This window comes from Pseudomonas sp. GL_090, from assembly GCF_057837765.1.
Window position 1 is genome coordinate 2,649,256 of the sequence record NZ_CM174452.1, and the last position, 12,525, is coordinate 2,661,780.

At 62.0% G+C, this 12,525-nt stretch carries 9 protein-coding genes; 6 read left to right on the plus strand and 3 right to left on the minus strand.

Annotated elements, in window-relative coordinates:
- Positions 1-158 precede the first annotated feature (158 nt).
- From AC3ITA_RS11845 to AC3ITA_RS11860, 4 genes are all read left to right on the plus strand, one after another.
- Positions 159-1,520, plus strand: a complete 1,362-nt coding sequence (locus AC3ITA_RS11845; protein ID WP_414927762.1) for a spinster family MFS transporter — start codon at positions 159-161, stop codon at positions 1,518-1,520.
- An 84-nt stretch (positions 1,521-1,604) separates the two neighbouring features.
- Entirely contained in the window at positions 1,605-2,579 is a 975-nt protein-coding gene (locus tag AC3ITA_RS11850) for an AraC family transcriptional regulator (RefSeq protein WP_414927763.1), read from the plus strand.
- A 95-nt stretch (positions 2,580-2,674) separates the two neighbouring features.
- Positions 2,675-3,781 (plus strand): NAD/NADP octopine/nopaline dehydrogenase family protein, encoded by a 1,107-nt coding sequence (locus AC3ITA_RS11855; RefSeq protein ID WP_489280369.1) that lies wholly within the window; start codon positions 2,675-2,677, stop codon positions 3,779-3,781.
- Entirely contained in the window at positions 3,781-4,779 is a 999-nt protein-coding gene (locus tag AC3ITA_RS11860) for a 3-hydroxybutyryl-CoA dehydrogenase (RefSeq protein WP_150673343.1), read from the plus strand. Before AC3ITA_RS11855 ends, AC3ITA_RS11860 begins: the two co-directional genes overlap by 1 nt.
- A gap of 57 nt (positions 4,780-4,836) precedes the next feature.
- Here the strand turns inward: AC3ITA_RS11860 and AC3ITA_RS11865 are convergent, their stop codons facing one another.
- The 3 genes from AC3ITA_RS11865 to AC3ITA_RS11875 all read right to left on the minus strand — a co-directional run bounded on the left by AC3ITA_RS11865 (position 4,837) and on the right by AC3ITA_RS11875 (position 8,770).
- Positions 4,837-5,538 carry an EthD domain-containing protein gene (locus tag AC3ITA_RS11865; RefSeq protein WP_489280371.1) on the minus strand — a complete coding sequence of 234 codons (702 nt, stop codon included), beginning with the start codon at positions 5,536-5,538 and terminating at the stop codon, positions 4,837-4,839.
- Positions 5,539-5,853: 315 nt separating this feature from the next.
- Positions 5,854-6,489 carry a response regulator transcription factor gene (locus AC3ITA_RS11870; RefSeq protein WP_150673345.1) on the minus strand — a complete coding sequence of 212 codons (636 nt, stop codon included), beginning with the start codon at positions 6,487-6,489 and terminating at the stop codon, positions 5,854-5,856.
- 10 nt (positions 6,490-6,499) lie between these two features.
- Entirely contained in the window at positions 6,500-8,770 is a 2,271-nt protein-coding gene (locus AC3ITA_RS11875) for a PAS domain-containing sensor histidine kinase (RefSeq protein WP_489280373.1), read from the minus strand.
- Between the two features lie 219 nt (positions 8,771-8,989).
- Here AC3ITA_RS11875 and AC3ITA_RS11880 point away from each other — a divergent pair, with 219 nt between their 5' ends.
- Positions 8,990-10,612, plus strand: a complete 1,623-nt coding sequence (locus AC3ITA_RS11880; RefSeq protein WP_150673347.1) for an acyl-CoA synthetase — start codon at positions 8,990-8,992, stop codon at positions 10,610-10,612.
- 118 nt (positions 10,613-10,730) lie between these two features.
- The gene (locus AC3ITA_RS11885) at positions 10,731-12,503 is read left to right on the plus strand and encodes an acyl-CoA dehydrogenase C-terminal domain-containing protein (protein ID WP_150673348.1); all 1,773 of its coding nucleotides are present in this window, start codon (positions 10,731-10,733) and stop codon (positions 12,501-12,503) included.
- Positions 12,504-12,525: the final 22 nt, after the last annotated feature.

Sequence of the window (12,525 nt, forward strand, 5' to 3'; positions counted from 1 at the left end):
CCCGTCCATCCAGGGATTGACCCCATAACAATAAGAGGCCTGACCATGTTCGAACCCTTTGTCCTTTGCATCTGCCCCGCAACTTCCCAATCGGTGTGCTGTGCACCGTTACCCGGCGCGCTGCGCCCATGAGCGGATTCCAAGAGGAGCAAACACTAGTGAATATCCAGGTCGATAACGCGGTCCTGCAACAGCAGAAGAAGAAAACCTACATTTACGAGTGGTACGTGGTCGGCCTGTGCATGATCGCCTACATCTTTTCATTTGTGGATCGGCAGATCCTGGCGCTGATGATCGAGCCGATCAAAGCCGACCTGCAGATCAGCGACACCCAGTTCAGCTTGCTGCACGGGCTTGCCTTTTCGTTGTTCTATGCGTTCATGGGCATGCCCATCGCTTATCTGGCCGACCGTTTCTCCCGGCCGAAGATCATTGCCGTCGGCGTGGTGTTCTGGAGCCTGGCGACGGCTGCCTGTGGCATGAGCAAGAACTTCCTGCACATGTTCCTCGCCCGCATTGGCGTCGGCGTCGGTGAAGCGGCCCTGTCGCCCTCGGCCTACTCGATGTTCAGCGACATGTTCCCCAAGGAAAAACTCGGTCGCGCAGTGGGTATTTATTCGATCGGCTCGTTCGTCGGTGGGGGCCTGGCCTTCCTGGTGGGCGGCTATGTGATCGCGATGCTCAAGGACATGAACACCATAGAGGTCGCCTTCCTCGGTGCGATGAAGGCCTGGCAACTGGCGTTCTTCATTGTCGGCCTGCCCGGTATCGTGGTCGGCCTGTTGATCTGGCTCACCGTGCGCGATCCGGCGCGCAAAGGCCTGCAGGTCGATGCGCAGGGGCGGGCCAAGAAGGTCGCGATGAGCGATGGCTTGCGCTTCCTCGGCCGCCACCGTGCCACCTTCACCTGCCATTACCTGGGCTTTTCGTTCTACGCCATGGCCCTGTTCTGCATGATGAGCTGGAGCCCGGCGCTGTACATCCGCAAGTTCGGCCTGTCGCCGATGGAGGCCGGCTACATGCTCGGCACCGTGCTGTTGGTGGCCAATACCGCAGGCGTGCTGTTCGGTGGATGGCTCACCGACTATCTGGCGAAGAAAGGTCATCAGGACGCCGCCATGCGCACCGGCGTCATCGGTGCCCTGGGCATGGCGGTACCGGCCGTGCTGTTCCCGCAAGCCGATCAACTGTGGCTGTCGGTGACCCTGTTGGTGCCGGCGATGTTCTTCGCTTCGTTCCCGATGCCGGCGTCCACGGCGGCGATGCAGATCCTCGCGCCGAATCAGGTGCGCGCACAGGTCTCGGCGGTGTTCCTGCTGATCAGCAATCTGCTGGGCCTGGGCCTGGGCACCACGCTGGTGGCGCTGTTGACCGACCGCTACTTCGGGTCGCCCGCGGCGGTGGGTTCGTCGATGTCGCTGGTAATCGCCGGTGCGTCGGCACTGACCGTGTTGCTGCTCTGGCGTGGTTGCCGTCGTTTTCGCGAAAGCTATGCCCGGGAGTATCCGACCCGGGCTTGATTGGTCATAGTCCACGATCGGCGCCTCGGCCTCGCTCCCTTGAAGGGCGCGGGGTCGAGGCGCTCCAGGTCAGGAGAACCCTTGATGTTGAATGACGTACACCTGCTGGAACGGCACAGCTTGCTCAGCTCGGCCGATTACCGCGAGATCAAGGACAAGGTCAGCCAATACCTGTGCCCGCACAGCTTCAACGTGCTGCGTGACGAGCCGATCCATACCCGGCTCAACGGCGTATTCTTCGGCGATTCGGCGCTGCTCGACCTGCGCTATGGCGCGCCAGTGGAGATCACCATCGGCGACATTGCCGATCAGTACCTGTTTCGCATCACTTTGCAGGGGCATTGCGAAGTGGCCCACGGGCGGCGCAGCGCGGCGATGCAGTCGGGCTACCTGAGCGTTTCCTCGCCGTTCGCGCAAAGCCGCATCGTCACCGATGGCGAGTGCCGCAACCTGATCCTGCGCGTCGACCGTGATGCCCTGGAGACGCAACTGCAACGTCTGCTAGACCGCAGTCTGCGCCAATCGGTGATCTTTGATATCAGCGTCGACCACCTGGGCGCCGGCGTCGTCAGCCTCTATCACACCCTGGACTACATCTGCCGGCTGTACGGCAGCGGCGTGGACGGTTCGCGCCTCGCCAGCGGCCTGTCCGAATACCTGATGCAACTGCTGCTCACACAGCTGCCCCACAACTACTCGGCGGATCTGTTGATCGATTCGCGCGCGCCGCTGCCACACCACGTGAAAAAGGCCCGTGACTACATCGAGGAACACCTCGACGAACCGATCAGCCTGACGACCCTGAGCGAACTGTGTGGCGTCTCGGTGCGCACCTTGCAAAACGGCTTCAACCAGTTCCTTCAGCAGGCGCCGGTCGAGTACATCCGTGACCGTCGCCTGGCGGTGATCCACGAATCGCTCAAACAGGGCAATGCCTACGAAACCGTCACCGATATCCTGTTGCGTCACGGCATCAACAGTTTCGGGCATTTCTCCAGCGCTTATCGGCAACGCTATGGCTGTCTACCGTCGGACACCCTGCGACGGCGCAAGCATTGAGACTCCTGCGCAATCCGTCATTCGGCTGCGCAATCGGATGAGTCCGGGGCGGTGCGGCTCGATAGGATCGAGTCTCTAACAAAAGGAGTATCTGCATGAATATTACCGTGCTGGGTGGTGGTCACGGCTGTTACGCCGCTGCTGTCGAAATGGCTGAAAAGGGGCACCAGACCCGTCTGTGGCGTCGAGACTGCGCCGCACTCAAGGAGCTGCTGGCCATCGGCAGCCTGACCATCAAGGACTACAAGGGCACTCGCAAACTGTCCGTCGGCCAGCAGGGCGACAAGCTCTCGTTCACTGACGACCTGGCCGAAGCCCTGGGCGATGCGCAACTGGTGATCATCCCGCTGCCGTCGACCTCCCACGAAGACCTGGCCAAACATGTTGCGCCGCACCTGCACGACGGTCAGGTGGTGTTCCTGCCGCCGGGCACCTTCGGCAGCTTCGTGTTCGCCAAGGCCATGGCCGATGCGGGCAACCGGAGCAAGGTCGCCTTCGCTGAAACCGGTACGTTGCCGTACCTGGTGCGCAAGCATGGCGCCAGCGACCTGGTGATCAGCGGCTACGCCACCCGCCTGCCGACCGGCGTATTCCCCAGCAACCTGTCCGAGCATGCTTTCGCGGTACTGCGCGAAGCCTACCCGAGCGTCGAGCCGATTGAAGACGCCCTGAGCGGTGCGCTGATGAACGCAGGCCCCATCATCCATCCGCCGCTGATCATGATGAACGCAGGTCCACTGGAGCATTTCGAGGCCTGGGACATCCACAACGAAGGCACCCAGCCGTCGATTCGTCGCGTGACCAATCAGCTCGATGCCGAGCGCATGGCGGTGCGCGAAGCACTGACCTACGGTGCTCCGCACTTCCCCCTGGCCGACCACTACAACACCACCGAAGGCGACGAGTGGATGTACGGTCGCGGTGCCCATGGCAAGCTGACCGACAGCGGTGACTGGCGCGAAGAGATCGACCTGCAGAAACACCGCTACATGCTCGAAGACACCCGCCTGGGCCTGTCCTTCCTGGTGTCCGTCGGCCGCTGGGCCGGCGTGCCGACCCCGGTTGCGCAGGGCCTGCTGAGCATTGCCTCGGTCGTCGCTGCACGGGATCTCTACGCCGAAGGCCGCACCCTGGAAAACCTCGGCCTGGCCAAGCTGAGTCGGGCGCAGATGACCGAGCTTCTGACCAAGGGCTACAACTGATGAACGCCGCGCTGCCCCAAGTCAGCGTGGTCGGCGCCGGCAGGATGGGCGAGGGCATAGCCCTGGCGTTCATCCATGCCGGTCTGCCGGTGACCCTCATCGACATCAAGGATCGCGCCGAGGATGAGCGGCACGGTTACTTCGAGCGTGTGTGCAACAACATCCGCAGCGAACTGCAGAGGCTGGTACGCCTTGGTGTGCTCGAGGGGGATCAGGCGGACATCGCGATAGCCCGGTTGACGCTGCAATCGAAATCCCAGGCCGCAGCAACACTGACTCAGTGCGACCTGGTGTTCGAAGCGGTGCCGGAAGTCATCGCGGTCAAGCAGGAGACCTTCGCCTGGGTCAGCGAGCATGTCCCGGCGTCGGCCATCATCGCGTCCACCACCTCGACTTTCCTGGTCACCGAGCTGAGCGAAATGGTCAGTACGCCTGCGCGCTTCGTGAACGCGCACTGGCTCAATCCGGCGTACCTGATGCCTCTGGTGGAAGTCAGCCGCAGCGAAGCCACCTGCCCGCAGGTGGTCGAGCGGCTGCTGCAACTGCTCAAGCGCATCGGCAAGGTGCCCGTGGTGTGCAATCCGGTGGCCGGCTACATCGTGCCGCGCATTCAGGCACTGGTGATGAACGAAGCGGCACGAATGGTGGAAGAGGGCGTGGCCAGCGCAGAAGATATCGACACGGCGGTGCGCGTCGGCTTTGGTTTGCGCTTCTCGGTGCTGGGCCTGCTTGAGTTCATCGACTGGGGCGGCGGCGACATTTTGTACTACGCCTCGCGGTACCTGAGTGGAGCCCTGTCACCGCGTTTCGAGTCGCCGCAAGTGATCGCCGACAACATGCAAAACGGTCGCAATGGCTTGCGCGATGGCCAGGGTTTCTACGATTACCGAGACATGGACGTGGACGCCTACAAGCAGCAGCGCCTTGGCGACTTTGTGCGCAAGCTGGAGTTGTCGGGGCTGACGCCCGCGTTCGATGGCGCCCTGGGGAAGACCTGAGCATCAGGGCCCGGATGCCGGGCCCTGACACGTTTCACGCTTGACGATTTCCCGGCCCTACAGGCGGTACTGACTGGTGGGCAGCACGTCGATCTTGTCGAAATCGATGAAGCGGCTGCAACTGTCCATCATCGCGGCCAGGTTGCGCTGGAATTTCGCATCGTCGCCCGCCGCATCGAAAAAGGCCATGGGGTCGGTCATGGCCGCTGGCGGAAAACATTCTTCGACGATGGCATCGATCCGTGGGGCGCCGTGGGTCAGTGCCGACACCACCAGGTTTTGCACGTACTGGAAGTTGGCTTGCGTGTCCACGGCCACCGCCGTGTGATGGTTGCGCCAGATGTCCAGCCAGGCCTCCGGGGTCAGGTGTGGAGGGCGGGTCAGCAGGGCCAGTTGGGCAAACCCGTGGGTACGCTCACCGGGGGTTGAAGGGAAGCGGGTATTGGCGATGGCGACCGATTCGCAGACCAGGTAGGCGGCCATGCGCGCCGTTGCCGTGCTGATCAACTGGTCGAACGGGCGACGAGCCGGCCCGTTGGCACTGTCCAGCCACAGCGACAGGCTGCCATCGGGCAATGGCCGGTTGTTCTCCTGACGCAGACCGGCGGCTGGCTGCACATCGGCATCGCACAGGTTCAATTGCACACCATGGGCACCGAGTGCCTGCAATTGCCCGGCAACCTCACTACGCAGGCGATGGGCGAAGGTATCAGGACTGACTTGAGTATCACGCCACAGCAGATAGATGACTTTTTCCATAGCTATCAAGCTCCTCGTTGCGGTTGATGGATGGGGCAGCGGTCGTGCTGTCTGGTCCATCCGGATGACCGAAAATCCCTGGCGTCATAGTCAATCAAGGTCCGCGCCGGGTAATACCTCAAACAGACTATTGACCAACAATATGAGGGCGATGGCTGCGCCGCTCGACGCCGGGCAGCCCTGGAGAACCGCAGCCAGGCTTTCTTGCGCTGGGGCGGCAGAGGAAGTGTTGCCTCGGGATGGTCCATGTCTGGCAAGCGGAGCGCTTCGATTTCGGTCAGGCGCTGGAGTTGCTTGAAAACCTGTCCTGAGGGATCAACGCAACTTCAGCGGATCGACCATCCGCGCGGCGATGGCCATGCCCACCAGGTCCGGCAGCGTGTTGGCCTGCATGCGTTTCATAACGCGCGCGCGGTACAGATCAACGGTTTTTGCACTCACGCCCAGTTGCTCCGCGATTTCGCGGGTGGTGTAACCCTGCACCAGTGGCAACAGGATATCGCGCTCGCGCGGGGTCAAGGTCAGCAAGCGCGCCTGCAAGGCTTCGTGGCCCTGGTTGCCCGAACGGTTGGCGGCACAGTTGCTGAGCGCCTGTTGCACGCTGTCCAGCAACAGTTGTTCGTTGTAGGGCTTCTCGATAAAGTCATGGGCGCCGGCCTTGAACGCGCGCACCACGATCGGCACATCCGCATGCCCGCTGACGAAGATGATCGGCAGGTTCAGTTGGCGCACACGCATTTCTTCCTGCACGTTCAACCCGCCCATACCGGGCATGCGAACGTCCAGCAGCACACAGGCATCGAGGCTTGCATCGCAGGCTTCGAGGAACGCGACGCCACTGGTAAACGGCAAGGCCTTGATCCCGACCGACTCCAATAACCAGACCGTCGATTCGAGCATGCCCTGGTCATCATCGACCACGTACACAACGTGCTCCGTCACACCTGCCATTACCTGATTCCTATTGTTGTTTTGTTGGGCCGGCCAGCGGCAAGCGGCAACACATGAGCAGCCCGACAGGCTGGCGTCGGGCATTCAGTTCGCCACCGAAACCTTCGATGATGCTGCGACTCATGGACAGACCGAGCCCCAGGCCATCGGCCTTGCTGGTGTAGAACGGGGTGAATATCTGCTCCAGTTCCGGCTCGCTGACGCCCGGCCCCTGGTCTCGCACACTGATTTCCACGCAGGCGCCACTGCCATGCTCCACGGCCATCACGATCACAGAGGGTTGCCCGGGATGTTGCTCACGGTTGGCGTCGATGGCATTGCGCAACAAGTTGAGCAGCACCTGTTCCAGCAACACGCGGTCGGCATAAACGGGTGGCGGATTATCCGGCAGTCGATCCTCGATTGTCACTTGGCAATTACTCGCCTCCCAGGCACACAAGCGCACGGCTTCGCGGGCGACGTCGGTCAGGTTCAGCGCCTGCATGCGACGCTGTCCCTTGCGCAAAAAGGCGCGTAAACGTCGGATTACTTCGGAGGCGTGGGTCGCGTGATGGGTAATGCGTTCCAGGCCCTGGGTCACTCTGGCAGCGGCCTGGGGATTGGAATCCAGCGTTTGTAGATAGCGCTGGCTTGCATTCGCATAATTGACCACGGCAGCCAGCGGCTGGTTGATTTCGTGGGCGATCCCCGAGGCCAGTTCACCGAGCGTGACCAACCGCGCGGTGTGTGCCAGTTCGTCCTGATGACGGCGCTGTTGCACTTCCCGCAACTCGCGCTCGGTCATGTCGCGCGCGACCAATGAGTAATAACGTTCGCCGCCGGCGGAACGGTGCGCCAACAGTACCAGCGACACCGGCACCGATGTGCCGCCACTCGGTGGTTGCAACCGCGCATCGGTGCTCCAGACACCGTCGCGCTCGGCGCTGCGCCAGCCATCGCGCTGCAGGCGCGCAAGGTCGCCGCTGGCGAACAACTCGGCCAGGGCCGGCATGGGTTGTTGCTCATCAATCCCGAGGATCCGTCGCGCGGCCGGATTGAGGTAAGTGACCTGGCCCTCGGGGGCGATGAACAACACCGGGTCGATGTTGGCCTCGACCACTTCGGCCAGGCGTCGCTTGTTTTCCTCGGCCTGCACCCGGGCGGTGATGTCCCGGGATACGCTGACGATTTCGACCACCGCCCCGGTGTAGGTTTCCCGGATTGCCCGGCTGGCGGTTTCGAACCACAGGTAATGGCCGTCGCGATGGCGGATGCGATAGGTCATGGTGTGATAGCCATCCTGCTCCAGCGCATCACGCGCGCGCTGCACCAGGTCGGCCAGATCCTGGCCATGAAACAGACCCTGGGCCATTTGCCCGCGCAACTCTTCGGGCCAGTAACCGAGCAAGGTCCAGGATGCCGGTGACGCATCGATAACGCGCCCATCCGGCGTGTGGCGGGAAATCAGGTCGGTGGTGTTTTCGATGATCAGCCGGTACAGCCGTCGTGCGGTGGCCGCTTCACGCTCCGCCAGCACTTGAGCCGTGGCGTCGCGGCAACGGGCGAGCACTCGGTTGTCCTGGGGGTCGGGGATGAACGTCCAGATCAGGATCTGCGCTTCAAACTGCGCCTCGACGCCTTCGATGGCGCGTTGCTGGTCCAGGCAGGCACGCACCAGCACCCGATGATTGACCGGTAAAAAACCCAACACATCGGTCAGCGACTTCTCGGCGAGCAGTGCCATCAGTGCCGCGTTGAACTCCAGCGGTCGACCTTGTGCATCGAGCAACAGGCTCGGTTGTGGATCGTGGCCCAGCAGCGGCGAACCACGCAACATGCCGTTGATGCTGCTCAGCAGCGTCGTCAGCAAATCCTGCACCCAGCCCAGCCAATCGAGACTCACGCCCTCGCACACCTGCACCAGCAACAACCCCGGCTGCCCCGGCTGCAAGGCCAGATCAAATACCTGGCCATGGCTGATCGCGGCCCGGCGCAAGCGGCCGGACAACCAGCAATCGAGTTGACGGACTTGAGCCAGGCCCAGGCGGCCTGCCTCGACCAGATGTTCGAAGAGCAACTGGTCGCTGGCCAGCGCCGGGTCGCCAAGTCCCGGCGGTAAATGCTGGGCGGCGCCCTCATGGCTGTAGATCCGCGCATTGGGTTGCCAGCTCAGGTAAACCGCCCTCTGTACCTCAGGGCATTCCTGCAGCGCCCGACACAATGCATCGGCCCGGGCAGCCAGAGACACACCCTCGCGCTGCAGGCGCAACCAACTGTGCAATCGAACGGGCGTCAGGGTCATTGCGGGTCCACTTTCTCAGGGAAACCAAGCATATACCAGCCTTGGAGGGCTGGCGGCGGTGATTTGGAGTCAAAAGGATCATATATAGTATATATACTATACGATGTAGGTTGTACTTCCATATTCATGGCTGGATGTTATATAAAGCAATCCGGACTTTGAAGGTGACCTCGACGAGGTCAACCATAGAGCTAACAATCAGCCATCGAGTACCCGCACATGTCTATCTATGACCAAGGCCTAGGCCCTTCGGCTGTCAACCACATTGCCTTGTCGCCGCTGAGTTTCATCGAGCGCACAGCCAGTACATATCCCGATCACCTCGCCGTCATCCACGGTTCGATTCGCCGCACCTGGGCGCAGACCTACACCCGTTGCCGACGCCTGGCCTCGGCGCTGGCCGGTCGCGGTATCGGCAAGGACGACACGGTGGCAGTGATGCTGCCCAACATTCCCGAGATGCTTGAAGTGCATTTCGGTGTGCCGATGATCGGCGCCGTGCTCAACCCGCTCAACGTGCGCCTCGATGCCGAGGCGATCGCCTTCATGCTGCAGCATGGCGAAGCCAAGGTGTTGATTACCGACCGCGAGTTCCATGAGGTGATCCAGGCGGCGCTTGGCATGCTCGATCACCCGCCTCTGGTGATCGACGTGAATGACCCGGAATACGGTGAAGGTCAGGCCGCGAGCGACCTGGACTACGAAGCGCTGCTGGCCGAAGGCGACCCGGCATTCGACTGGCAATGGCCGGTCGACGAGTGGCAGGCCATTTCGCTGAATTACACGTCGGGCACCACCGGCAACCCCAAGGGCGTGGTCTACCACCATCGCGGTGCTTACCTGAGCGCATTGGGCAACCAGATGACCTGGGCCATAGGCAACCATCCGGTGTACCTCTGGACCCTGCCGATGTTCCATTGCAATGGCTGGTGCTACCCATGGACCATCACCGCCCTGGCGGGCGTGCACGTTTTCCTGCGCCGGGTCGATCCACAGAAAATCCTCACGCTGATCCGCGAGCATCAGGTCACTCACCTGTGCGGTGCGCCGATCGTGCTCAATGCACTGGTGAACATGCCCGAATCAGCGAAAGCGGCCATCGATCACCCGGTCAATGCCCTGGTCGCGGGTGCTGCGCCACCGGCCAAAGTCATCGGTGCCGTGGAAGAGATGGGCATCAAGGTCACTCATGTGTTTGGCCTGACCGAAACCTATGGCCCGGTGACGGTCTGCGCCTGGCACGCCGAATGGGATGAGTTTTCCCTGGAGGAGAGGGCGCAGATCAAGTCGCGACAGGGCGTGCGCTACCCGACGCTGGAAGGCGTGATGGTCGGCGATAGCACAACGCTGGAGCCAACCCCGCGTGACGGCCAGACGATCGGTGAGATCTTCCTGCGCGGCAACACCGTCATGAAGGGCTACCTGAAGAACCCGACCGCCACTGCCGAAGCGTTCGAGGGCGGCTGGTTCCACACGGGTGACCTGGCCGTCTGGCATCCAGACGGTTACGTCGAGATCAAGGACCGGCTCAAGGACATCATCATCTCCGGCGGCGAGAACATTTCCACCATCGAACTCGAAGGCGTGCTCTATCGCCACCCGGGTGTGATGGAAGCAGCCGTGGTTGCCCGTCCCGATGAAAAATGGGGCGAAACACCCTGTGCGTTCGTGACCTTGAAGGCTGATCACCAGAACGTTCGCGAGGCTGACATCATCAGTTTCTGCCGTGAGCACCTGGCCGGATTCAAAGTACCGCGCACAGTGATCTTTACCCTCTTGCCAAAGACTTCTACCGGCAAGGTCCAGAAGTATGTCTTGCGCGACCGGGCCAAGGCGCTCTAACCCGATCTGACATTGCATCTATCGAGCAGCAGGTGTTTGACCTGCTGCCGCGGGTTCGTGCAGGCCGAATTCGGCTGTGCCCTGCCCATGACAAAACCGTTCCAACGAGGTTTCCGTTATGCCTGAATTCAAAGCCCCGCTGCGCGACATGCGCTTCGTGCTGCACGAAGTGTTCGATGCCCCGGCCATGTGGGCGCGCCTGCCGGCCTTGGCCGACAGCATCGACACCGATACGGCGGACGCCATTCTCGAGGAGGCGGCAAAAGTCACCTCGCACCTGATTGCGCCCCTCAATCGCAGCGGCGACGAGGAGGGCGCGCAGTGGCATGACGGCCGGGTTACCACCCCCGTCGGTTTCAAACAGGCTTACGCGACCTACATCGAAGGCGGTTGGGTGGGACTGTCCGGCAACCCCGGGTTCGGTGGCATGGGCATGCCGAAAATGCTGGCCGTGCAGTTCGAAGAGATGCTCTACGGCGCCAACTCAAGTTTTGCACTGTATAGCGCATTGAGTTCCGGGGCCTGCCTGGCGCTGGACGCCCACGCCAGCGAAGCCCTGAAGAACCTCTATCTGCCACCGATGTATGAAGGCCGCTGGGCCGGCTCCATGTGCCTGACCGAGGCCCATGCCGGTACCGACCTGGGGCTGATCCGCACCCGCGCCGAACCTGAGACTGACGGCAGCTACAAGATCACCGGCAGCAAGATTTTCATCACCGGGGGCGATCAGGACCTGACCGAGAACATCGTGCATCTGGTACTGGCCAAACTGCCGAACGCGCCTGCTGGTCCGAAAGGCATTTCGCTGTTTATCGTGCCTAAAGTGTTGGTCAATGCCGACGGCTCCCTTGGCGCGGTCAACGCCGTGAGTTGCGGATCGATCGAACACAAGATGGGCATCAAGGCCTCGGCCACCTGCGTGATGAACTTCGACGGCGCCAGTGGCTGGCTGGTCGGTGAAGAGAACAAAGGCCTGGCGGCGATGTTCACCATGATGAATTACGAACGCCTGTCGATTGGCATTCAGGGCATTGGCTGCGCCGAGGCGTCCTACCAGAGCGCCGTCGCCTATGCCCGCGAGCGCATTCAAGGTCGGGCTCCCACCGGTGCCTTGGCCCCGGACAAACCGGCCGACCCGATCATCGCTCACCCGGATGTGCGACGTATGCTGCTGGGCATGAAAGCCATGACCGAAGGCGGTCGCGCGTTCGCCAGCTATGTCGGGCAACAACTGGATCTGTCGAAGTTTTCCGACGATGCCAGCGAGCGCGATAACGCACAGATCCTGGTTGCGCTGCTGACGCCAGTGACCAAGGCGTTTTTTACCGACACCGGCCTGGAAAGCTGCATCAACGGCCAGCAGGTGTTCGGCGGCCATGGCTACATCCGCGAATGGGGCCAGGAACAATTGGTCCGTGATGTGCGCATTGCACAGATCTACGAAGGCACCAATGGCATCCAGGCATTGGACCTGCTCGCACGTAAAGTGCTGGCCAACGATGGCGTCGCATTGCGCCTGTTCGCTCGGGAAGTCCGCCATTTCGCCCTGCACCACGAAAGCGCCTATGGCCGCGAACTGCTGCAGTCCCTGGAGCGCCTGGAGAGTCTCAGCAACTGGTTGCTGGAGCGGGCCAAAGCCGACGCCAACGAAGTCGGCGCAGCCTCCGTGGAGTACCTGCACCTGTTCGGCTATGTCGCCTACGCCTACATGTGGTCGCGCATGGCCGCCGTGGCCCGCTCCAGACTCGACCGGGACCCGCCGTTCTACGCTGCCAAACTGGCCACCGCCGACTTCTACTTCGCCCGCCTGCTGCCGCGGACGCTGAGTCTGGAAGCCAGCATCCGTGCCGGCAGTGCGCCCCTGTACGGCCTTGCTGACGAACAGTTCTGACGATTGAGCGTTGCGCGGCGCC

Excerpts from the sequence above, each read along its gene's own strand:
- AC3ITA_RS11850 (WP_414927763.1), top strand. The coding sequence starts at position 1,605 with ATGTTGAATGACGTACACCTGCTGGAACGGCACAGCTTGCTCAGCTCG.
- AC3ITA_RS11855 (WP_489280369.1), top strand. The coding sequence starts at position 2,675 with ATGAATATTACCGTGCTGGGTGGTGGTCACGGCTGTTACGCCGCTGCT.
- AC3ITA_RS11860 (WP_150673343.1), top strand. The coding sequence starts at position 3,781 with ATGAACGCCGCGCTGCCCCAAGTCAGCGTGGTCGGCGCCGGCAGGATG.
- AC3ITA_RS11865 (WP_489280371.1), bottom strand. The coding sequence starts at position 5,538 with ATGGAAAAAGTCATCTATCTGCTGTGGCGTGATACTCAAGTCAGTCCT.
- AC3ITA_RS11870 (WP_150673345.1), bottom strand. The coding sequence starts at position 6,489 with ATGGCAGGTGTGACGGAGCACGTTGTGTACGTGGTCGATGATGACCAG.
- AC3ITA_RS11875 (WP_489280373.1), bottom strand. The coding sequence starts at position 8,770 with ATGACCCTGACGCCCGTTCGATTGCACAGTTGGTTGCGCCTGCAGCGC.
- AC3ITA_RS11880 (WP_150673347.1), top strand. The coding sequence starts at position 8,990 with ATGTCTATCTATGACCAAGGCCTAGGCCCTTCGGCTGTCAACCACATT.
- AC3ITA_RS11885 (WP_150673348.1), top strand. The coding sequence starts at position 10,731 with ATGCCTGAATTCAAAGCCCCGCTGCGCGACATGCGCTTCGTGCTGCAC.